Genomic DNA, 22,081 nt, shown 5'->3' with positions numbered 1-22,081 from the left:
ATCACATCCGTTACACTATTGTAATTGATTATTAGGGTTGAAACAAGTAGGACATTGATGCTCCGACTTCTCCCACACATATTGGGTCAGTTCGGCCGTCATACTATAGAACATAAATGGAGTCATTAAATAGATTCCTTTGAAATGTTCTGTTGCTACATCCAGAAGCTCCTTGGCGATCTTCACACCCATTGCTCGACCTTCTTCGCCTTCGAGACCAGCCATCCGGGAGCGCACTTCATCTGACAGTTGAATACCCGGAACCTCATTATGCAGATATTCTGCATTTCGGCCGCTGGCTAACGGCATCACCCCTACAAAGATCGGCACATCCAGATGCTTGGTCGCTTCATGCATGGCTACGATGAGTTCGGGATCGTACACCGGCTGCGTCATAATATAATCGGCTCCGGAAGCAATCTTTTTCTCAAGACGCTGTACAGCTTTATCCAGATGTTTCACATTCGGGTTGAATGCGGCACCGATAACAAAGCCTGCCTTCTGCTTGAGCGGTTTACCGGAGAAGGACACCCCGTCGTTCAACTGCTTGATCATACGTATAATTTCAAAAGAAGTCAGATCGTATACCGAGCTTGATCCGGGCAAATCACCAAATCGTGCAGGGTCACCTGTTACCGCAAGTACATGATTAATGCCCAGCGCATCAAACCCCATCATGTGCGACTGGGTGCCGATGAGATTCCGGTCACGGCATGCAATATGCACCAGTGGGCGCAATCCTGTACGGTCCTGAACAAGATGACCGAGAGCCATATTACTCATCCGGGTAACCGCAAGGGAATTATCAGCCAATGTTAACGCATCTGCACCAGCCGCTTTCAATGTCTCGGCACCTTTCATAAACTTCGCAATGTCGAGATCACGCGGTGGGTCAAGTTCGACGATAACCGTATGGCGTTGTTTGACCAGATCCACAATCGTAGGCTGCCCACCCCGTCCAGACCGTTCATCTACATTCTCATGCAGGATAATACGCGGTTTCGACTCGGATGGATCAGGTTCCAGTATCGGAACAGGTGTATATTCAACAAGAGCCTGGGCAATTGCCGCGATATGATCAGGTGTCGTACCACAGCAGCCTCCAATAATACGTGCGCCCAGATCAGCGAATTGCACTGCGGTCTGTCCGAAGTATTCCGGGGACGCTCCATAGCGGAACTGACCATCGACGTAATCCGCTGCACCCGCATTCGGGTAAACCGACATGGGGACACCGATACGGCCTGATACCGTTTCCATCGCCCGCATAATTCCGTTTGGACCGGAACGGCAGTTAAAACCAATGACGTCAGCCCCTTGCTCACGCATGATTCGGAAAGCTTCAGGCATCGTATATCCATCCAGTGTGTGCCCTACATCCTCAACAGCAAACTGTCCAATTACCGGCAGATCACTCAGCTTGCGCGCCTGCAGAAGGGCGATGTCCATCTCCTCGATATCATAGAAGGTTTCGAGCAGAATGCCGTCTACTCCTTCATCGAGCAGTGCAAAAATCTGTTGCTGGTAGAAACGCTTCAATTCACTTGTTGAAACGTTCGTCCGCTTTCCTCCACGAATGGACCCAACCGCGCCCAGAACATAACCGTTTGCGCCTGCTACTTCTTTGGCGATACGTACACCGGCACGGTTGACATCCTCCACCTTGGACTCCAGACCAAACTTGGACAACTTATCATAATTGGCAGAGTACGTATTGGTTTCGTGAATTTCCGTACCCGCATCGCGGTAACGACGATGCACATCTGCCACCACTTCAGGTGATATCAAGTTCAACTCTTCATAAGAAATCCCTACCGGGAATCCCATCTGATACAGGAAAGTTCCCATCGCCCCATCCCCTATGAGGACCCGTTCCTGCATTACACTGCGTAAATCCGCCTTCATCCCTTTTCCCCCCGCCTGACTGATCATTTCATACTAATGTAACACAAAAAACATCTGAAAACGAAGAAAAACACAGGTTTTTCGTGAAATTCAGTCTCCATAACCATCTGAATAAGTATGAATTCGTACAACTGCAAAAAAAGAGGCCCTCAGGCCTCCTCATTTAAACGTATTCTTTACGAAGTGACTCCCTTGAAAACAACCTCAGCAGGTCCAGTCATATACACGTGATTATCAGCTTCACTCCACTCAATATGAAGGTCGCCACCCTTGAGGCTGATCACCGCTGTGCGATCCGTATGTCCGTTCAGAACGGAGGATACCAGGGTTGCGCAAGCTCCGGTTCCACAGGCAAGTGTTGGTCCAGCACCGCGTTCCCACACACGCATGTCTACATATCCGCGATCACGAACTGTTGCGAACTCTACATTGATTTTTTTCGGGAACATGGGATGAACCTCAAGAAGTGGCCCCCATGTCGAGAGATCAAAATTCACAGCATCATCTACATAGATGACTGCATGGGGATTACCCATGGAGACTGCCGTAAATTTGAACTCCTGTCCGCTCACTTCAATGGAATGATCTACCACCGGATTGGCATCAACAGTGGTTGGAACCTGAAGTCCATTCAGGATAGGCTCCCCCATGTCCACACGAACGGTTTCCACTTTACCATCACGAATGTTCAAGCTCACGGGTTGTACACCCGCACCGATGGTTTCAATCGTAATCTGTTCTTGAGTCACATGGCCGTGATCATATACATATTTGGATACACAGCGTATGGCATTGCCACATTGCTCTGCTTCCGAACCGTCCGAGTTCATGATGCGCATCTGAAAATCCGCCTTCTCAGAAGGCAGTATATAAACCAGGCCATCCGCACCAATGCCGAAGAAACGGTTACACCATTTTACAGCCAATTCTGCGGCATCAGCCGGAAGCTGTTGTTCTCCAAACACAACAATAAAATCGTTGCCGAGTCCATGCATTTTTGTAAATTCCATAACCTTGCCCACTCCTTTTGGCAGTCTGCTGCCAAAGCGTTATTCTTACTCCTCTACAGGATACTCCTGGAAAATTCATATCCAACATTCCCAATAAAAAAAGCTATCCTGCAAAATGCCGAGCGATCTCGCCTCGAATCATTTTGAGGATAGCATAACGAAAACGATAAGCAATTGCTATTGATTTTATGCCGAAAACTTTGTACTTTTCGGTACGAAGCGCCCAGGGCCCATGCGGCGACGGTTGCGACGACCTCCCCACACGCTGCCCACTCCCATGAGGAAGGTTGGAATACCTGCGGCAACGATGGAAATGGCCCATTCACGCATACCCAATGGTACTGTTTTGAAGATAGGCTGCAACGGCTCTACATACATGACCGCCAGCATCAGCACGATGGATGAAATGACTGCAAACACCAGATACTTGTTCTGCAATGGATTCCGGTGGAAAATGGAACGGGAACTTCGGCAGTCAAATACATGGATGAGCTGTGCCAAAACGAGAGTAGCGAAGGCTACAGATTGAGCTTTAATGAGCTGACCCGGTTGATCCGGCGCGGCCTGTAAGGTAAGCCAGAATGCCCCGAGTGTGCAAAGTCCGATCAATACACCCCGACTGACGATTTTCCAACCCAGTCGTCTGGCAAAAATATTTTCCTTGGCGCCACGCGGCTTGTGTTCCATCAGATCTTTTTCCGGCTGATCCACACCGAGTGCCATTGCTGGCAATCCATCCGTCACCAGGTTGACCCACAGTATCTGGATCGGCACGAGTGGCAAAGGCAATCCCATCATCATCGCGAAAAACATCGTTAAAATCTCGCCAACATTGGATGCCAGCAAATACCGGATAAACTTGCGGATGTTCTCATAAATATTACGTCCTTCTTCAATTGCAGCTACTATAGTAGAAAAATTATCGTCACTCAGGATTAACGCCGATGCTTCCTTCGTCACATCCGTGCCTGTTATTCCCATCGCAATACCGATGTCTGCTGCTTTAATGGCTGGTGCGTCGTTCACGCCATCTCCAGTCATCGCTACGACATGTCCTTTGCGCTGCAATGATTTTACAATCCGCAGTTTGTGCTCAGGCGATACTCGTGAGAACACGTAAATGCCCTCCACCTGCTTATCCAGTTGCTCGTCCGTCATGCCCGCCAACTGCTGGCCGCTAAGTGAAGCCCCACCCCGTGGAAGGATACCCAACTGCTGGGCGATAGCCTCTGCCGTCGTGCCATGATCGCCGGTAATCATAACGGTGCGTATGCCTGCTCTGCGACAAGTCGCTATTGCATCCCGCGCCTCACGCCGCGGTGGATCAATCATGCCTGCAAGCCCGACAAAGACGAGCTGGCTCTCAGCCGCATGTTCATTCTCTACTTTTTCATTCGGCCGTACATCGCGGTAAGCCATCCCGAGAACCCGCAGTGCAGAACCAGCCATACTCTCGTTCGCCGCCATGACTTTCTGCCGCAACGTTCCTGTGAAAGGTACAACATTGCCTTCCCACAAAATGTAGCTGCATTGCCCAATCAGCACATCCGGTGCACCTTTGGTGTAGACCATCCGCCCACCCTGATGATGAACCAAGACAGACATCCGCTTCCGGTCAGAGTCAAACGGGAACTCCTGCTCACGTGCATATAACTCTTTGAGGCCAGCGGGGGTAAGCCCCATTTTGGAGGCCAGTGTTACGAGTGCCCCTTCCGTAGGATCGCCTTTCAGCTCCCATACCACGCTGTCTTCCTTGACCATTTCATTAACATGATCTTTCTTTGTACCTTTCTTTGCTTCTTTCTTACTATCCTTATTTGTCTCTTTGCCTTTCTTTTTATTCCGCATCTCATCCGTAACACTCTCGATAATACTGGCATTGTTACAAAGTGCGCTAATCTGGAGCATTCTCCGCAATGTCTGATCACTCTTCAGTTCCAAGGTACGACCATTCTCCAGCATCTTCCCTTCCGGTGCATAACCATCCCCGGTGACCTTGATGCTGCGTCCCTCCAGCCACACGTCCGTAACCGTCATCTTGTTCTGGGTCAACGTACCCGTTTTATCTGAACAGATAACCGAGGCACAACCAAGGGTTTCGACGGAGGGAAGCTTGCGTACAATCGCTTTTCGCTTGATCATACGCTGTACGCCCAGGGCTAGCGCAATCGTTACAATCGCTGGCAACCCCTCTGGTATAGCGGCCACTGCGAGGCTGACCCCTGCCAGAAACATGCCTACTGCCGGTTGTCCATGCAGAATACCTGCAACAACAACCATGACGGTTAATCCGAGCGCCACAAAAATCAAAATTTTTCCCAGTTGCTCCAGCCTGTGTTGTAGCGGTGTTTCCTGTTCCTCCGTATTCTGGATCAGATCAGCGATTTTGCCCATCTCGGTATCCATGCCCGTCCGGATTACAACGCCCTTGGCGGTACCGCGAGTGACCATTGTTCCCATGAATCCTATGTTCTTCTGATCTCCTAACGGCACGTCATCCGCTGCTATGGGAAGGCAATGTTTGCTTACAGGAACCGATTCCCCAGTAAGTGCAGATTCTTCCACATCAAGGCTGTTCGTAGACAGCCAGCGCACATCGGCAGGAATACGATCACCGCTCTCCACAAGCACGATATCCCCTGGCACCAGAAGTTTGGCTGCAAGATGTACTTCCTGACCCGACCTTAGTACTTTGGCCAGTGGTGCCGACAATTGTTTCAATGCACGAAGGGAACGCTCCGCCCGGAATTCCTGTACAAATCCAAGAATGGCATTAAGGACGATGATGGCAACAATCGTTACAGCATCCAAGTATTCTCCAAGCAATCCGGACACCAATGTGGCCCCCATCAACACCAGAACCATGAAATCCTTAAATTGATTAAGCAATAACGTAATTGGAGATATGCGCTTTCCTTCGCTCAGTTCATTCGAACCGGCAGCCTTCCTCTTCTCTGTTGCAGTCTCTTCGGTTAATCCTTCCTCAAGACTGACGCCAAGAGTGTTACGAAGCTCTTCAACGCTTAGTTGGTGCCACTTGGTATGTTCCATGCTTCAAAATTCCCTCCCAGTCTGTATTTCCTCTGTAAAACGTCACACCTACTTCACCGGCTATGCTAATCAACAGGTTGTACGCGATGCCGGACAAACTACCTGCTCTATATGTATTCGGACAGGACCCTAATTAGCACCCGATGGCGAATCCTTTCCCTGATGGGCAGAATAAGCTAAAATAAAGGTCTGCGGTCATACACGCAGTGGCAATCCGAATTTTTGCTATGCAAACGAATACGAATCTGCAACGGGTTCTTTTTTACATATCCCGGTGTTCATTTCAGTTATAGATAGAGAGGACGTTGAAAAAAATGGCATTGGACGGCATCGTAACACGAGCGATCGTACATGAACTGCAAGGCTGCAAGGGCGGACGTATCAGCAAAATTCATCAACCTAACGGTCATGATGTTGTACTGACCCTCCGTGCTCAGCGCGGGAATAGCAAATTGCTTATTTCGGCCAGCCCAACATATCCGCGTGTGCACTTTACCGAAAAAACGTTTGTTAACCCTACTGAAGCTCCGATGTTCTGCATGCTGCTGCGCAAGCACTGTGAGGGAGCGATCATTGAGGAGATTCGTCAGATTGGCATGGAGCGGATTATTCATATTGACGTGCGTCAGCGCGATGAGCTGGGTGATGTTTCGGTCAAACGAATCATCATTGAACTGATGGGGCGTCACAGTAATATTGTTTTAGTCGATCCGATAACGGGAACGATTCTGGATGGGATTCATCACGTAACCCCGTCCATCAGTAGTTACCGGGTCATTATGCCTGGATTTTCGTACACCGAACCACCAGAGCAGCATAAAAGCAATCCGCTGGAAGTGAGCAGCACTGAATTCCAAAATAGCTATACTGCTGCTGAAGAAGATGCCTCTCGCTGGCTGGTGAATTCATTCAGCGGTCTTAGTCCGCTGATCGCAGGAGAGATTACCTCTCGGGTATCTGCCGATCAAGGTGACGATCAAACTGCAAGCGAAGGTGAGGCTCGAATCGAAGCCGATGCGCTGTGGACTGCTTTTGAGTCCGTCATGGGACCAGTAAGAGATAACAGTTATACTCCCGTGACAGGGCTGAATGCCAAAGGCAAAATGATTTTCTCTGCCGTTCAGCTTCAGAGCATTCAGGACGCAGAGAAAACCTATGACACGATGAGCAAGTGTATGGAAGATTATTACGGAGACAAGGCCGAGCGGGATACTGTCAAGCAAAGAGTGAGCGATCTGCTGCGTTTTCTGCAAAATGAGCGAAGCAAAAATATCAAAAAGTTGGACAACCTGAACAAGGATCTGCTGGAAGCCGACGATGCGGATAAATTCAGATTATGGGGTGAGCTGCTGTTTGCCTCCCTGCATCAGGTTCGTAAAGGGGACAAAAGTGTGGAGCTTGTGAACTTCTATGATGAAGATCAAGCCAACATTACCATTCAGCTTGACCCATTGCTTACACCGTCTGACAACGCTCAACGTTATTTCAAACGATATAACAAATATAAGAACAGTCTGGCTGTCATTCATGAGCAACTTGGAAAAACGAAAGACGAGATCGACTATCTCGACAATCTGCTCCAGCAACTGTCTATTGCATCCATGAATGACATCGAAGAAATTCGCGAAGAGCTTGTGCAGCAAGGTTATCTTCGTGACCGCAACAAAAAAGGCAAAAAGAAAAAGAAAAACGACCGCCCTACAGTGCATCAGTTTACTTCTTCGGAGGGAATTGAACTTCTCGTAGGCAAAAACAACCTGCAAAATGAGTACGTCACCAACCGTTTGGCTTCTTCCAATGACACTTGGTTGCATACCAAAGACATCCCAGGTTCACATGTCGTCATTCGCAGCACAGACTTTGGCGAAGCAACCTTGGAGGAAGCTGCTCAACTCGCGGCTTACTTCAGTCAGGCCAAAGAATCCAGCAGCGTGCCTGTGGATTACACCTTTATCCGACATGTACGCAAGCCAAGTGGCTCCAAACCAGGCTTTGTCATTTATGACCACCAGAAGACCTTGTTTGTAACACCGAACGAAGAACTGGTTAAAAGTTTGCCATCCATGATCAAAAATGGATAGGATGCCTGCTTTCACTTCCTGTTAGACAACGTAAAATCCCCCGGAACAAAAGACTGTTCGGGGGATTTTCTTTGTTTTTCAGATAAATATGGACGTAATGCTGTTGATTCACTTTTTATTTTGAATATAAATTCATTTTAATGTATAATAATTCAATCGTGAAACCTATAAATAATCTTCTAAGGATGTGTCCCATGACTCTACATATCAGACCAACTCAGCCTAATGATTTACTGCCGCTGAGTGCATTAATACACGATTATGTCGTCGGGTTTTACAACAACCCCTGGCCTGGTGATCAGGCAATCGAACTTTTGATTAAAAACCTGCTTGATCAGCAGATAGGTGTTCAATTCGTTGCAGAGCAGGACGGTGAACTCATCGGGTTCGCTACACTCTACTTTACCTATAGCACGATGAAGGCAAACCGCGTTGCCATTATGAATGACTTGTTTGTGACGGAAGCTTGGAGAGAAGGCGAAGCCGAGACCAGACTGTTTGAACATTGTCAGCAGTATACACGTGAACACGGATGTGCTTACATGTCCTGGATCACAGCAGCAACCAACGAGCGGGCACAGCAATTATTTGAACGTCTCGGAGCTGCTCGCGGCACATGGGTGAATTATTCCATCACCTAACCTAATTATAATGGATTCAAAAAGGACATAGAGACATGGCTAGCGGCTAACGCTCACCCCATTTCTATGTCCTTTCATTATTTTTTCGTTCCATTCTGCACGATGACAACCGTCTCTTCTACCCCAGTCTCATTCAACATATGAAAGGAGTTTCCGAATCAAGACTTTCCGGCGGCAGCCCGGAGTTTATCGAGTACATCAATGGTTACGGTTTTGCTACCCAGATCCCCGTGGAAAACTACTCCTTGTCTTACACCATGGTAATCCGAACCACCTGTTTGAATGAGCCCAAATTCCTGTGCCAACTCCGCATATCTGCGTTCTTCTTCTGGTCCATGATCCGAGTGAACCACTTCAATACCGTCAGGATGGGCGTCCACCAGAATGCGACGAACCAATTCATCGTCTCCGTATAAACCAGGATGGGCAATAACAGCAGCACCACCCGCATCTTTAATCCACTGGCATGCATCTTCCGGTGCAACTCGGGGAACTGACACAAAGCCCGGTTGGCCTTCAGCCAGATAACGATTGAACGCATCCCTCATATCAGCGGCATACCCTTTCCGTACCAACACATCGGCCATGTGAGGTCTACCGATGCTTTCATCCGGCTCCAGCGGTCGGCCAAGGCCATCAATGACCTCCTGCCAGCTGATTTCGAGTCCAAGCTCCTGCAGCTTGGCAATGATCAGATGATTGCGTTCCTCTCTCGCTTCCCGCAGCCCGCGCAATCGCTCCAGAAATTTCTCATCTTCTGTATTCACATAATACCCCAGCACATGAATATCCTTGCCGCCCGCACGGGTGCTAATCTCTACCCCAGCAACAACGTCAATCCCATATTCATGGCCAGCCCGCTGTGCCTCGGCTACACCCGCTACTGTATCGTGATCCGTCAGCGCCACCGCAGACAGTCCTCTTTCTTTGGCGAGCTTTACATTCTCGGCAGGTGGCTGCATTCCGTCCGACGCTTGGCTATGGGTATGAAGATCACAACGTCCGTTCAATTGATGCATGCACAACAGCTCCTTTTTATATCCTTTTATATCCAGCAATTAGCAGAACAAATTTAAAATTAATATGACCTTCTTATTCCGCTCGTCCTTCTGATGTTGTCTGCTCATGCTGACGTAAATAATTCAGGAAGGCTACTGCTGATAAGGGAAGCAATGAAGATTTCAAATGTATGGCGTAGAACTGTCGTTTGAATTCAAGCCCACGAATATCCACGATATGAACCAGTCCAAGGGCTAGTTCATGCTGAACCGACGACGGGGATAACATCGTGATACCCACACCCGCTTCCACGGCGGATTTCACAGCACCTGTACTGCCAAGTTCCATCACCACATTCATGTCCTGCGGATCAATATTTCTCTTCTGCAACTGATCTTCCATCACCTGACGGGTACCCGAACCTTTCTCCCGCAACACAAATGCATAGTTTAGCACATCTTCCAGCTCTACTTCCCCTCGATCTGCCAGTGCATGTCCTGCCGGAACAACCAGCTTCAATTCATCCTGCATAACCGGCTCTACAATCATATCCGGGTGATGAACTGGCGCTTCAATCAGTCCAAAGTTAAGCTGATGTTTCAAGATATCGTCCATAATTTGCGTAGTATTCATTACTTTCATAACGATCGAGATATCCGGGTATTGGCGAGCAAAAGGACCCAGCATTCGTGGCAACACATACTCACCAATCGTCAAACTTGCCCCGAGCTGCAATCTGCCTTGCAGCATCTGTGTAAACGCGGACATCGCCTCATCTGTCTGTCTGACCAACTCTACACTGCGTTTGGCATGAGGTAGTAATGTCCGACCCGCCTCGGATAATTCTATTTTCTTGGTAGAACGATGCAGCAGCTTGGTCCCAAAATAATCCTCAAGTGATTGAATCTGCATCGTCACTGCAGGTTGTGTCATATGTAGTGCTTGCGCAGCCGCTGAGAAACTTCCCTTCTCTGCTACGGTATAAAAAATATGCAATTGATGAAAATTCATATCTTCGCCCCTCTTCTGTACGCTTTCCCCATTGTAGCCGATTTCCTGAATTCCAACAAAAAAAGCATGCAGCTTGTCTGCATGCGATGTAACCTGAATCTATCAATTCGAAAATATGGATTATTCCCAACTTACTTGTGCTTGCGACTGTTCTTGACAAGCGTCATTCGTCTTGAATGTCTTAGCCAAGAATAATACGATTTTAAATCCCGCAGTTCAATCGTCTCGGACATTTTCCCCAGAAACGTAACAACAATCATCTTATGAAGCGGATTGCCAGCAATATCATATTCCCCTTCAAGTTCGGAAAATTCAGCGACCACGACCAGATCTTCGTCGATCAGGTAAACATCCTGCTCATTACGGTAGTATGGTGTAATACGGTCCTGCTTCAGACACTCCCATAACCATGCCGCAATATGGTCATCATCATTACGTGCCGGCTCAATACGGTCTGCATACCGCATCTTGGCATGATTGGTAATGACGATGTCGGCCACTTTTTTGTCTCCAAGAGCCACGAAAAAAGGCTCGTACGTGCTCCAACGTTGCATCACCTTATCACGCATGGGAATCACTCTCCACCAGATAGGACTTTCTATCTATTTATTTACCCAATATATTACAACATAAGTCCCGCAACCTCAAGGCGTAAGTTCAGATTTTTTCACAAAATCCAGTTTATGCCTAATTCAATAAAAGAGCGGCCCCGAAGGGCCCCTCTGGTTAATCGTTTCGAAATGTTCAGTGGCAACAAGTTCACTGTACATTCCCAAACCATTTTGTTATATCCCGTAAAAACTCGTTTTGTCCATCGTTTTGCTAGCATACTCTGTTTTAATCTCATTCCGGTAGGAACGTTCGACCTTGCGCACATAGGAAAGTCTGTTCACATTTTTCATCGTATCTTCAGCCCGCTCTGCATTAACATACATGACGACATAATGCATACGGCGGGAGATGTAATGAACGGTGCCATACTTTTCGAGATTACGAGCCGCTTTTAAATCACTGACCCATATAATGAATCCTGTCCTTTCCGCAAACATCATTTTCCCCGCCTTTCTATAATGGAGACCGGATCCTCGGAAAGGTCCGGTCTGTCATGAATTTATTTATTTATCAAATCTTAGCTACAACCACACTTGCCTCCGCTACCGCAGCCGCCCTTCGGATTCGGATCATTGCTCGGTACCTTGATGGTCGTTGACACGGCGAATGCAATCGTCTCCGACATCTGGAACAGCATATCGTCCAATGCTTTCTCCGCCTGTTTGAAGCGGGCTACCGCCTCGAAATGTTCCAATTCCAGCTCTAAAGTCTGAACCTGATCTTTTGCGGCGTGATAGTCCGGGTGAAAATGCCCAAAACGCTGGGTTTCTTCGAATAGTTCCTTTTTGGCGTCCAGCTTGCGTATTCCCGCCTGAATTTCAGGATTCGTCTCCACTTGCTGCTTCCAATATAAATAATCCGATACTTCGGCTGATTGGTTAATCATGTCGCCCAGTTCATATGCGCCCGTTAACACTTGGGCCATATCGACCGTGTTCATTTCCGCTACGCTCATGAAATTCATCCTATCTATATATAAAGTTCTACTTAACGTAGACTACTTCATCATATCATATCCCCGAAAAGTTAAGAAGAGTTTTTCCTGCAAATAGAAATAAGGGGAACATGGGATCTGCTTTGGCAAAGGTGATCAAGTTTATGCATGGTCCGGAATAATCAGGCGTATCTGGTTCCATTCGTTAGGTGAGAAAGTACGGCGTTCTGCGGGATCTGTTCCACCATCCGATATGGACCAGCCCGTTAGTGTCCAATCTTCATGACCGTGAATCTGATCGGGGATAACATAAACGATATTGCTGTCCAGCTTCAGACCCAATTTTGTCTGCCATTCAATGGCTTTTGCAGCAATCTGACGAGCTGTGGACACATGATACCCTCGCCACTCGTTGTGCCACATCTCCGGAATCTCTCCGAAACCGGGAAACAGACCGGACTGTTCCGTGATGGAATAATCCTGTTCATACGTGTGCAGATTGGAGTCAACTTGAATGAGCCCTACCCTTCCACGAATATAAAAGAGTTCCTTCTGCACCTCAAGTCCGACATTTAACCCATTTGCTCCGACAATGGACTCATCTGCAATGGTTTCCGCCCCTAACAGATTCAACTTCTCAGGTAATTCACTTCTCGATTCATATATCCATGTATCCCTTTTCTTAACTTTATCCACCAATTCATCCTGATCAGCGTTCTGCAGAGCGTCCATGTGAAGTCTGCCTGCCTCCTGTCCCCACTGCCGGATCGCTAGCTCCACATGTTCAGGCACTCCCGAGCCAGCATACCGTCTAAGGAAGTTTATCATTACATCCGCTGTAAGACCGATCTCTGATGCTGCGACAATTCGTTCCTTTGTCATCCGGTATATGGACATTCGATCACGACTCACAAGCTCTGCACCCATTTCCAGATTCCAGCGGACCTGAGGTGTTACATTTGGCAGAACCATAATTTCAAAGTCAGGCTGTACAAAAATGGTGTTTTTTCCCGCATGTTCATCCTCATCATTCGCCCAGTTCAGTAAAATTCCCGGCTCAATCTGCCAGCGATAAAAAAGATCTCCCGCATCTGACTCACCTACCTCCCCATATCCCAAGCCTGCCAGAACATCGAGCCAACCCCGGATATGTGTTAAGAAGGATACTCCTGAAGAACCTCCACTCTCTCTACTCTCCATTGCTTCTTCCGGGCCGTCGTGGTCTATAGTTCCTGCTGTAATACTCAGCCATTCATTTTCCTGTGAAGCAAACATCAACAACTGATGACGAAAATGCTGATGTTGGGGCTCCGCTACACCATATCGGTCCATGCATACGCTATAGATTTCTCTGTGCATTGAAGACCAAGGCAATGTTAACCAGCGAGAAAAACGATCAGGTGACATATGCATTCGATTATGCACCTTTTCAATCAAACCCAGACTGAGCAGCACATCAATAATAAGGGCCACATGGACTGGATACACATCCGCATGATCGTAGCGAATACCTAGTTCGGTGAAATCTTCAGGGCCCAGAACCGTCATTTGACTTAATCGCTGCACCATTTTCTTGTGGATAGTTCCTTTACTTGTGAATGGAAGTCCTCCTTGAGCTTGACCTTCTCTTACCATCCAAGCCAATACATGAAGAAGCTCTGCAGCAATATCCGGCTTTCCCTCTCGAACAATCTTCACTTTCAGGACTTCATTACTGGATATGGACTTATCTTTTGTCATTTCATCCTGTGTTACATTCGTCTTCTGCTGAACGAATTGTCCGACCCTTGCTGCATACGCAATGGTTAACAAAGAAAATAGTGATTCCGGTATGTAGTACAAGCGTTCGCCCCAAGACTTGCGCACAGCTTTGATCCACCCTTTGTGCCGAAGCGCTATAAACGCCGTCACCGCTTCAGCTCGGCTAAGACCGTCCGCAGCCCACTCTGTTGGTGTCAGCATGTTGGAAAAGGGTTGTCCGGCATATTTGCAGAAAATCACACCAAGTACCGTTCTTTCAACGCATGAAAGCTCTTTTAATGAATTCACGTCCAGATTACCTTGTGTATGCATTGCTTATCATGCCTTTCCCATTATTTTAAGTAGAGATGTAAAGTAAACAGCTTTTCATTGCAATTCATGAACGATTTTGTACTCATATCCTTGTTCGACCAGAAACATCTGACGACGTAATGCAAACTCCTGTTCCTTACTGTCCTCGGATACAAGGGCATAGAAATAAGCTTTATTTTCTCCGGACTTCGGCCTTAAGATCCGACCCAATCGCTGGGCTTCTTCCTGCCTTGAACCGAAACTGCCGGATATTTCAAGTGCAACAGCAGCATCAGGCAGGTCTACGGCAAAATTGGCAACCTTGGATACTACAATCGTTTTGATCTCACCACGCCGGAACGCTGCAAACCATTTCACTCGCTCTTGCTGGGACATCGTACCCGATATGAGCGGCGCTTCAATTTCCCGGGCAATGCTCTCAAGCTGATCCAAATACTGTCCGATGACAAGCGCTGGCATCCCCTCATGATGATCCAATATCCGTCTGATCACAGCTAATTTGGCCGGATTTTCGGCTGCAAGGCGAAATTGATGCTTCACCTCCGCTTCCAAATAGTTTGATCGTAGTTCAGGAGTAAACGGGATGCGTATTTCCTGGCACTCTACATTAGCAATCCAGCCTTGCTGCTCCAATTCTTTCCACGGCATGTCATATAGTTTCGGACCAATTAGTGAAAACACATCCTGTTCACAGCCATCCTCACGCACCAATGTTGCTGTCAATCCCAGTCTTCTCGTAGCCTGAATATCTGCAGTAGCCCGAAATACAGGTGCCGGCAGCAGATGGACCTCATCATAAATGATAAGTCCCCACTGACGTTCACTGAGCAATTTGATATGAGTAAAATCAGCATCTTTCGATTTTCGATGTGTAAGAATCTGATAAGTTGCCACGGTCACAGGTTTCACCTGTTTTTTCTGACCGGAATACTCACCAATCTGTTCACTCGTTATCGTTGTTTTGTCCTGCAATTCCTGAATCCATTGCCGCACGGATGTGGTATTCGAGGTCAAGATAAGGCATTCACACTGCAGACGTTCCAATACTGCCATCCCAATAACCGTTTTGCCTGCACCGCAGGGAAGAACAAGCAGACCACTGCCTCCCATGCCTTCGCTACCTTCAAAAGCATCCACAGCACTTCGTTGGTACGGACGCAACCGGAAGCCATCCGAACTGTCGCCTAGAGTATTCGCTCTCCACTCAAACGGCAGACTTGTTCCTTCTCGATATCCTGCATAATCCAGCACCGGATAACCCAAACGGGTCAATTCACGCTTCAGCAATCCACGTAGCTCCCCACCAAGCATGAGCTCATGGGAATCGACACGTTCCATCCGAAAAGCCGAGATGGTCTTCATACTGCTTAGTTCATCCAGCAATCGTTCATCTTCACTTACAAGACGCATTCTCCCGTGATCTGCTTCTGGCTTCAATTGCAGCTTCCCATATTGATGGATAATTCTCTGGATATCTTGAATCAGGGCGGCAGGAACATTCCAACGAGACACTGATTCCAGACTTGCAATCACTTGATCAGCACTCCATCCGAGTGCAGCGGCATTCCACAGCGATAATGCAGTGATACGATATGTATGAAAAGCCGCAGGTGTTTTCACCAGCTCGGCATACATCCCTAGTTGAGCTCTGGCCTGATCAAATCCAGGATGACCCACTTCAAGCAATACTGTAAAATCACGCTGGACAATGCAGGCGTCCGTTTTCTCCATTCCGCTTCCTCCCTAATTTAAAAAATAATCTATATGTTATCTGATTAACAGGCATCACAAAAAGTTCAGTTCCGGTGACTTCCGAAATTGAACCTGTATGGTACAACAGTTCAGCCTTAACTTAAGCTTTATAGAGACCTACCAAAAAAGCACCCTGCTCATACCTTGGTATGAATAGGATGCCCAACTATAATCAAATCATTCGGCTGTATATCCTTTAGCCATTGCTATAAATAGTTTCACAGCATTCTGCATGGCATCCTCATCAAAGTCAAACTTGGGATGATGATGCGGATAAATGGCATTCTTCTCCGGGTTACCTGCTCCGACAAACATAAAGCAGCCAGGAATCTGCTGCAGGTAATAAGCAAAATCTTCAGCTGGCATCAGCATCGGTGACTTCTGTACATGGTCTGCGCCAAATACATCCACCGCTTCCTTGAAGAATCGTGCCGTTTCCTGCTCATCATTCACAACAGGAGGATATCCCATAATATAATTCAACTTCGTCTCAGCACCATAGATCTCTCCGGTCTGAGCTACAATCGTATGCACACGTTCCTTCATAATACTGCGCGTCTCTTCATCGAAGGTTCTTACTGTACCCGTCATTTTGCATAACTCGGCGATGATATTCTGTGCTGACCCCGCCTGCATCGTGCCAATCGTCAATACTGCGGGACGCAAGGGATCCACCGAGCGACTGACAACCGTCTGCAATTGCATCACAAGGGCGGAACCGGCCACCAGGCTGTCCACTGTGGATTGCGGCATGCCGCCATGTCCACCTTTTCCTTTGATCTCGATATAAAAGTCATCTGCCGCTGCCATCATCGGCCCCGGGGTGCTCGCTGCCACGCCAACAGGAAGCGGGGTCCACAGATGAATGCCATAGATGACATCTACCCCTTCCAGTCCGCCGTCTGCAATGACCTTGAGCGCCCCACCTGGAAGCAATTCTTCTGCAGGTTGGAACAAAAAGCGGATCTCACCCTTGATCTCATGTTTATGGCGACTGAAATACAGTGCAGTGCCCAGCAAAATGGATATGTGACCATCATGACCGCAGGCATGCATGGCTCCTGCTTGTTGTGAGGCGTATTCAACGTCCTTCTCGTCCTGGATCGGAAGTGCATCCATATCTGCACGAAGCATTACGACAGGCCCTGGCTTGTCCCCACGAAGGGTACCTATAACCCCGTGTCCGCCAACGTGTCGTTTCACTTCAACGCCAAAGCTCTCCAACATATCCGCTACAAAAGAGGATGTCTTCTCCTCATGAAAGGAAACCTCAGGATTCCGATGAAGATGACGACGCCATTCTACCATGTGGATTTGCAGGTCATTCCACCATATATTATTTGTCATGTCTCTCCATCCTTTCGCTCTCTATACGGGACTTTCATCAAGCCCGAACCTTCCTCTTGAAACCTATTGCTGTATATTGTAGCAGAATTGGAAGAAAACCGATACGAATGACCGCTTGAAAGCTTGCACGGGAAGGGGAAACATACTATCATAAACTAGAGAAAAGAACGAGAATTATACTCTCGGAAGCTTATGAGGAGGATCAGACGCTTATGATTTTTGAGAATACAGGCTTGGATGGCTTGAAGAGCGACTTGGCATACCTGGATGAGAGCGCCGAGAAAGTCGGATTTGTCCGGTGGCAATGGGAATATTATCGTGCTACATATGACTACAAAATTGAAGATGAACAAACCAAATCGGAATACTTTGTACGTATTAATACCCGTGCGATCGATGGCAAACTCGAAAAACCGGATACGGTTCTCGCAGTTGAGGCTGTTTATCTTGGAAAAGCAACCTTTCCGCATGGTCTGGATTATGACTCTACCATACCGCAGCCAGTCGTGAAGCTGGCGGCCCAAAAACTACAGCAGCTTAAAGAACTGCTGGAAGCTTAGGCTGGGCCGAACCATGAAACAACAAACGGCCCAAACGAAAACGAAGAGAGGCACGCCGGATTTTCAACTGCTAATCCTCACTTTATTGTTGGTGGGCTTCGGACTGGTGATGGTGTTCAGCTCCAGTTCCAGCATTGCAATTGCAAACAAAAGTTTTAACAATGATGCCCTGTTCTTCACGAAAAAACAACTTATGTGGGCGGTTATCGGTTTAGTGGGCATGTTTTTTGCCATGAATATCCGATTTAACAAATACAAGAAACTTTATGCACCGTTTTTCCTGTTCACCACGGTATTGCTCCTGATTGTTTTGGTTTCAGGCAAGATGCTGAACGGCGCACGAAGCTGGATTCACATTTTTGGATTCAGTATTCAGCCAGCAGAGTTTGCCAAAATCGCTATTATTCTGTACCTTGCTGCACTTATTACCAAAAAAGGAGAACGGTTCAGGGATCTTAAGACAGGATATATTCCTGTGCTGGTCATTGTCGGGTTCATTGCCGGGTTAATCATGCTGCAACCGGACTTTGGTACGTGCTTCATTCTCGTGGCTACTTGCGGTCTGGTCATCTATGCAGGTGGCGCTAGCATGAAACATATTATGGGTTCCATCCTGCTGGTGGTGCTGGGAGCAGCATTGGCGCTGGGCGCCAACGCCCTTTTTTCTTCCTTATCTTCATCTGACGATAGTTCGTCTACCACAACGGAGGCGAAGCAGAACTACAAAATGGGACGCATTCAGGCTTTCCTTGATCCAACATCGGACACAACCGGAGACAGTCTCAACCTCTATCGCTCCCTTGTTGCAATCGGGGATGGAGGCATCACCGGCTCCGGGATCGGACAAGGTACGATGAAGCTGCATTACTTGCCCAATGCTTATAACGACTTTATTTTCTCCGTAATTGGGGAAGAGCTCGGCTTTGTTGGAAGTGTCCTGTTTCTGTTGGTCTACCTCTACTTCATCTGGCGAGGCATTATCGTCTCCCTTCGCTGTCCCGATCCATTTGGGACGCTGGTCGGTATTGGTATTATGGGATTAATTGCGATCCAGGCCTTTATTAACATTGGGGGCGTGACCCAGACCATTCCGGTGACAGGGGTTACCCTTCCGTTCATCAGTTATGGCGGTACCTCACTCTTTGTAATGATGGTGGCCATGGGTATCCTGCTCAGCATCTCGCGTACCAATAATTTGGACGTCATCAAGGAAGAGAAAACGAAGTCGGTGACGGTTCAGACATCACGTACCTCTCCCGCACTTCGTTCACGTGAATCCATTCGCCGAATTCGGTAATGCGAAGGAAACGTTATACGAATGGTTTTGGAAACAAAAAGAAGGAAACACAAAAAGACTTCGCATCGAATTCGATGCGAAGTCTTTTTGGTTTTGTCTATCTAGATGAAGAACCAGGTCAATGTACCGCTGTTCTTCCATCACGGATTGCTAAAGTTTACAGATCGTCGCCTCTGAAAGATACGCCTTCTACCTTTACATTGACTTCAACAACACGTAATCCGGTCATGGTCTCTACCGCTTCTCTTACATTCTGCTGGAGCATGCGGGAAACTTCATGAATCGGTGTCTCGTACAGGACGATGATGCGCAGATCAATGGCTGCTTCCAGCTGGCCGACCTCCACGCCTACGCCTTTCTGTACGTTTTTACCGCTCAGGCGCTTCGCCCAGCCCTCTGACAATCCTCCAGACATTGCGGCAATTCCGGGTGTCTCCATCGCAGCCATTCCGGCAATTTTCGCCACTACGTCATCGGCAATCCGGATGTTTCCGCCCTCTAGTTGAAGTTGTTCTGCCATGCCACATCCTCCTTCACTTCGTTACTCGTATTTTAAATCCTTTCCACCCCAAAAAGCAAATTAAACTCAAAAAGATGCGTTTACAACCTACCACGATTTGGTTATATTGAAATATGAAAATAATCTCATAAGTGTTTCGTGATATCGTTTAAAACAAAATAATAAGTTACCGAGGTGTTTGTTGTGAGAAACCGAATTTCATCCATTTTGCTGATTGCTTTTTTTGCTCTCAGCGCCGTCGCCCACTACATGAACTGGGATTCGATTCTGCAATTCGTCATTTCAGCCATTTCGGTTATTTTTGTGGCCGGTTTTTTAGGCAAAGCCACTGAAAATGTAGCCCATTATGCCGGACAGCGGTTAGGCGGATTTTTGAATGCTACATTCGGCAATGCCGCCGAATTGATCATCGCCATTTTTCTCGTCAAAGAAGGATTGTTCGACATGGTTAAGGCCAGTTTGACAGGCTCCATTATCGGTAACCTGCTGCTGGTGCTTGGTTTAAGTATCTTTGCCGGAGGACTCAAGTTCAAAATTCAGAATTATAACGTATCGCTTGCCGGTCTAAACGGCTCCCTGATGATTGTAGCCATCATTGCCCTATTTATTCCAGCCGTCTTCCTGAATACCCATTCCATCACACAAAAGGATACGAATACACTCAGTCTCATTGTCGCAGGCTTGCTGATCCTTGCCTACATAGCGTGGTTAGTATTCTCCATGGTCACACACAAGAACTATCTCGCAGATGTCACTGTGGATGAAGATGAAGAATTGCCGCATGAACATGCACCCGAGTGGTCCAAGAAAAAATCAATTCTCTATCTTGTTCTTGCAACCGTCATGGTTGCCTTCGTCAGTGAATGGCTCGTTGGTACCCTTGAGGTGTTTACCGAACAATTCGGACTCAGCGAACTGTTCGTCGGTGCGTTCCTCGTTGCCATTATCGGTAACGCCGCGGAGCATAGTGCAGCCATCATGCTTGCCATGAAAAACAAAATCGGTGCCGCTGTGGAGATCGCTGTCGGCAGCAGTTTGCAAATCGCACTCTTTGTTGCCCCTGTGCTCGTTTTTGTCAGCTACTTTACAGGCAGAACGATGGACATTGTATTTACAACAATTGAGCTGGTCGCTATTGGCGTAGCCGTATTTATCGCCAAGTCCATCACCCAGGACGGTTCAACAAACTGGTACGAAGGTCTGCTCCTAATGGTCGTGTATATTATTTTGGGTGTATCGTTCTTCCTGGTATAACAGTTCTCCAATCATCTTAGATGATCGACAGACAATTTAGCGTAAAAGGCAGCCTGGAAATCGCATTTCCAGACTGCTTTTTTCTTTTACCCCTCTGCCTGAACCACATCAGACGAACTGTTCCGATTCAGGCGCACAAAAAAAGCATGCAAACACCTGCATGCCTTCTATTCTGACCCACGCTATTGCAGGCTATTGCTCATTCTTCTTGTTCAAAGCTTCATATAGAATCGCCAGATTCCGCTCAAGCGCGCTTACCAGCTGCTTACCAGCACCTTCTGGAAGAAGCCCTGCACGAACAGCAAAATCGACTTCCTTGGAGAACCCATACATCTGTGTATCCAATACTTCCTCATAGAGAGGGCAGTAGCGGGTAGCCAGATTCTCCATCTGTACTTCAATAAGCTTCTGTATTTTATCTGCATCTTCTTGAAGAAGACTGATCGCTTTCAAGTGCAACTGGTCCTGCAGATCAGATGAAGTCATGCATTTTTCCCCCCTATGTCCCAAAAATCGCGTAAAGACGTTCTACCTCTAATATTAGACGAAATCAGGAGCTAATACAAGAACCTGACCAAAATAACCATACAACATGACGAGCTTTATTCCTGTCTAATCCCCCTATTTTACGGAGGTCTTGCCATACACCTGAATTATCTCATGCAAAAAAAAGCATCTCTGCCATAATAGGCAGAGATGCTTCTTAGTGCCATTACTCGGATGCGATACTCACATTCAGTCCATGCTTGGCAAATACTTCTGACATAGCTGCTTTGGCTTCAGCTGCATCCGGGCCATGAACGTGCAGTTCATAGCTGTGCGTGCTGATCAGCGTTGTGAACAGCCCGAGAATACTTTTTACATCGATATACTTGTTCTCTGAATGAAGCACGATTGAAGAAGTAAACTTGCTCGCTGTTTGAGCAATTTCCACTACCGCTGCGTTATTACTCGACATAGGAATCCCTCCGTCTTTTCACTTTTGGTATCATCTATTAATTACCACTACATGATACCGTGAATCCGCTTTCCTA

Annotated in this window: 19 protein-coding genes; 5 read left to right on the top strand and 14 right to left on the bottom strand. The window is 47.4% G+C overall.

Going from position 1 to position 22,081, the window contains the following annotated elements; all coding sequences use genetic code 11:
* Positions 1-15: 15 nt before the first annotated feature.
* From ACFVQB_RS22630 to ACFVQB_RS22620, 3 genes are all read right to left on the bottom strand, one after another.
* Positions 16-1,905: a bifunctional homocysteine S-methyltransferase/methylenetetrahydrofolate reductase gene (locus ACFVQB_RS22630; protein WP_379444251.1), complete on the bottom strand. Its 1,890-nt coding sequence runs from the start codon at positions 1,903-1,905 to the stop codon at positions 16-18.
* A gap of 176 nt (positions 1,906-2,081) precedes the next feature.
* Entirely contained in the window at positions 2,082-2,915 is an 834-nt protein-coding gene (gene dapF, locus ACFVQB_RS22625) for a diaminopimelate epimerase (protein WP_379444248.1), read from the bottom strand.
* A gap of 186 nt (positions 2,916-3,101) precedes the next feature.
* Positions 3,102-5,966, bottom strand: coding sequence for a calcium-translocating P-type ATPase, SERCA-type (locus tag ACFVQB_RS22620; RefSeq protein ID WP_379444245.1), 2,865 nt, complete (start codon positions 5,964-5,966; stop codon positions 3,102-3,104).
* A gap of 314 nt (positions 5,967-6,280) precedes the next feature.
* Between ACFVQB_RS22620 and ACFVQB_RS22615 the strand changes: the two genes are divergently transcribed.
* Together ACFVQB_RS22615 and ACFVQB_RS22610 are read left to right on the top strand one after the other, a co-directional pair.
* Complete coding sequence (locus ACFVQB_RS22615) at positions 6,281-8,047, top strand: Rqc2 family fibronectin-binding protein (protein WP_379444243.1); 1,767 nt, start codon at positions 6,281-6,283, stop codon at positions 8,045-8,047.
* Between the two features lie 194 nt (positions 8,048-8,241).
* A complete protein-coding gene (locus ACFVQB_RS22610; protein WP_379444241.1) occupies positions 8,242-8,688 on the top strand; it encodes a GNAT family N-acetyltransferase in 447 nt (148 codons plus the stop codon).
* 158 nt (positions 8,689-8,846) lie between these two features.
* Here ACFVQB_RS22610 and ACFVQB_RS22605 read toward each other — a convergent pair whose 3' ends face one another.
* The 8 genes from ACFVQB_RS22605 to ACFVQB_RS22570 form a co-directional block, all read right to left on the bottom strand.
* Positions 8,847-9,707 carry a PHP domain-containing protein gene (locus tag ACFVQB_RS22605; RefSeq protein ID WP_379444239.1) on the bottom strand — a complete coding sequence of 287 codons (861 nt, stop codon included), beginning with the start codon at positions 9,705-9,707 and terminating at the stop codon, positions 8,847-8,849.
* A 73-nt stretch (positions 9,708-9,780) separates the two neighbouring features.
* Complete coding sequence (locus ACFVQB_RS22600; RefSeq protein ID WP_379444237.1) at positions 9,781-10,698, bottom strand: selenium metabolism-associated LysR family transcriptional regulator; 918 nt, start codon at positions 10,696-10,698, stop codon at positions 9,781-9,783.
* 131 nt (positions 10,699-10,829) lie between these two features.
* Positions 10,830-11,267 carry a hypothetical protein gene (locus ACFVQB_RS22595; protein ID WP_063565592.1) on the bottom strand — a complete coding sequence of 146 codons (438 nt, stop codon included), beginning with the start codon at positions 11,265-11,267 and terminating at the stop codon, positions 10,830-10,832.
* Between the two features lie 216 nt (positions 11,268-11,483).
* Complete coding sequence (locus ACFVQB_RS22590) at positions 11,484-11,747, bottom strand: YlbG family protein (RefSeq protein ID WP_063565591.1); 264 nt, start codon at positions 11,745-11,747, stop codon at positions 11,484-11,486.
* A gap of 80 nt (positions 11,748-11,827) precedes the next feature.
* Entirely contained in the window at positions 11,828-12,265 is a 438-nt protein-coding gene (locus ACFVQB_RS22585) for a YlbF/YmcA family competence regulator (RefSeq protein ID WP_379444234.1), read from the bottom strand.
* A 141-nt stretch (positions 12,266-12,406) separates the two neighbouring features.
* The gene (locus tag ACFVQB_RS22580) at positions 12,407-14,317 is read right to left on the bottom strand and encodes a helicase-associated domain-containing protein (RefSeq protein ID WP_379444232.1); all 1,911 of its coding nucleotides are present in this window, start codon (positions 14,315-14,317) and stop codon (positions 12,407-12,409) included.
* A gap of 54 nt (positions 14,318-14,371) precedes the next feature.
* Entirely contained in the window at positions 14,372-16,048 is a 1,677-nt protein-coding gene (locus tag ACFVQB_RS22575) for a DNA repair helicase XPB (protein WP_379444230.1), read from the bottom strand.
* A gap of 198 nt (positions 16,049-16,246) precedes the next feature.
* The gene (locus tag ACFVQB_RS22570) at positions 16,247-17,416 is read right to left on the bottom strand and encodes a M20 family metallopeptidase (protein ID WP_379444228.1); all 1,170 of its coding nucleotides are present in this window, start codon (positions 17,414-17,416) and stop codon (positions 16,247-16,249) included.
* A gap of 212 nt (positions 17,417-17,628) precedes the next feature.
* On the opposite strand from ACFVQB_RS22570, the gene ACFVQB_RS22565 reads away from it, so the two are divergent.
* Positions 17,629-17,976, top strand: a complete 348-nt coding sequence (locus tag ACFVQB_RS22565; protein WP_063565586.1) for a YugN family protein — start codon at positions 17,629-17,631, stop codon at positions 17,974-17,976.
* Positions 17,977-17,989: 13 nt separating this feature from the next.
* On the top strand, positions 17,990-19,273 hold the full coding sequence (gene ftsW, locus ACFVQB_RS22560) for a putative lipid II flippase FtsW (protein ID WP_379444225.1): 1,284 nt from the start codon (positions 17,990-17,992) through the stop codon (positions 19,271-19,273).
* A gap of 157 nt (positions 19,274-19,430) precedes the next feature.
* Here the strand turns inward: ftsW and ACFVQB_RS22555 are convergent, their stop codons facing one another.
* A complete protein-coding gene (locus ACFVQB_RS22555; RefSeq protein WP_024631137.1) occupies positions 19,431-19,793 on the bottom strand; it encodes an Asp23/Gls24 family envelope stress response protein in 363 nt (120 codons plus the stop codon).
* 183 nt (positions 19,794-19,976) lie between these two features.
* On the opposite strand from ACFVQB_RS22555, the gene cax reads away from it, so the two are divergent.
* Positions 19,977-21,047 carry a calcium/proton exchanger gene (gene cax / locus ACFVQB_RS22550; RefSeq protein WP_379444223.1) on the top strand — a complete coding sequence of 357 codons (1,071 nt, stop codon included), beginning with the start codon at positions 19,977-19,979 and terminating at the stop codon, positions 21,045-21,047.
* Between the two features lie 192 nt (positions 21,048-21,239).
* Here cax and ACFVQB_RS22545 read toward each other — a convergent pair whose 3' ends face one another.
* Together ACFVQB_RS22545 and ACFVQB_RS22540 are read right to left on the bottom strand one after the other, a co-directional pair.
* On the bottom strand, positions 21,240-21,533 hold the full coding sequence (locus ACFVQB_RS22545; protein ID WP_024631139.1) for an Fpa/YlaN family protein: 294 nt from the start codon (positions 21,531-21,533) through the stop codon (positions 21,240-21,242).
* A 226-nt stretch (positions 21,534-21,759) separates the two neighbouring features.
* The gene (locus tag ACFVQB_RS22540; RefSeq protein WP_024631140.1) at positions 21,760-22,005 is read right to left on the bottom strand and encodes an HPr family phosphocarrier protein; all 246 of its coding nucleotides are present in this window, start codon (positions 22,003-22,005) and stop codon (positions 21,760-21,762) included.
* Between the last annotated feature and the right edge of the window lie 76 nt (positions 22,006-22,081).

The organism is Paenibacillus sp. NPDC057886 (assembly GCF_042796655.1).
GTDB lineage: Bacteria > Bacillota > Bacilli > Paenibacillales > Paenibacillaceae > Paenibacillus.
This window is presented reverse-complemented; position numbering and strand designations above follow the sequence as displayed.

Coding starts and splice junctions, on each gene's coding strand:
- ACFVQB_RS22630 (WP_379444251.1), bottom strand. CDS start 1,905: ATGAAGGCGGATTTACGCAGTGTAATGCAGGAACGGGTCCTCATAGGG.
- dapF (WP_379444248.1), bottom strand. CDS start 2,915: ATGGAATTTACAAAAATGCATGGACTCGGCAACGATTTTATTGTTGTG.
- ACFVQB_RS22620 (WP_379444245.1), bottom strand. CDS start 5,966: ATGGAACATACCAAGTGGCACCAACTAAGCGTTGAAGAGCTTCGTAAC.
- ACFVQB_RS22615 (WP_379444243.1), top strand. CDS start 6,281: ATGGCATTGGACGGCATCGTAACACGAGCGATCGTACATGAACTGCAA.
- ACFVQB_RS22610 (WP_379444241.1), top strand. CDS start 8,242: ATGACTCTACATATCAGACCAACTCAGCCTAATGATTTACTGCCGCTG.
- ACFVQB_RS22605 (WP_379444239.1), bottom strand. CDS start 9,707: ATGCATCAATTGAACGGACGTTGTGATCTTCATACCCATAGCCAAGCG.
- ACFVQB_RS22600 (WP_379444237.1), bottom strand. CDS start 10,698: ATGAATTTTCATCAATTGCATATTTTTTATACCGTAGCAGAGAAGGGA.
- ACFVQB_RS22595 (WP_063565592.1), bottom strand. CDS start 11,267: ATGCGTGATAAGGTGATGCAACGTTGGAGCACGTACGAGCCTTTTTTC.
- ACFVQB_RS22590 (WP_063565591.1), bottom strand. CDS start 11,747: ATGTTTGCGGAAAGGACAGGATTCATTATATGGGTCAGTGATTTAAAA.
- ACFVQB_RS22585 (WP_379444234.1), bottom strand. CDS start 12,265: ATGAGCGTAGCGGAAATGAACACGGTCGATATGGCCCAAGTGTTAACG.
- ACFVQB_RS22580 (WP_379444232.1), bottom strand. CDS start 14,317: ATGCATACACAAGGTAATCTGGACGTGAATTCATTAAAAGAGCTTTCA.
- ACFVQB_RS22575 (WP_379444230.1), bottom strand. CDS start 16,048: ATGGAGAAAACGGACGCCTGCATTGTCCAGCGTGATTTTACAGTATTG.
- ACFVQB_RS22570 (WP_379444228.1), bottom strand. CDS start 17,416: ATGACAAATAATATATGGTGGAATGACCTGCAAATCCACATGGTAGAA.
- ACFVQB_RS22565 (WP_063565586.1), top strand. CDS start 17,629: ATGATTTTTGAGAATACAGGCTTGGATGGCTTGAAGAGCGACTTGGCA.
- ftsW (WP_379444225.1), top strand. CDS start 17,990: ATGAAACAACAAACGGCCCAAACGAAAACGAAGAGAGGCACGCCGGAT.
- ACFVQB_RS22555 (WP_024631137.1), bottom strand. CDS start 19,793: ATGGCAGAACAACTTCAACTAGAGGGCGGAAACATCCGGATTGCCGAT.
- ACFVQB_RS22545 (WP_024631139.1), bottom strand. CDS start 21,533: ATGACTTCATCTGATCTGCAGGACCAGTTGCACTTGAAAGCGATCAGT.
- ACFVQB_RS22540 (WP_024631140.1), bottom strand. CDS start 22,005: ATGTCGAGTAATAACGCAGCGGTAGTGGAAATTGCTCAAACAGCGAGC.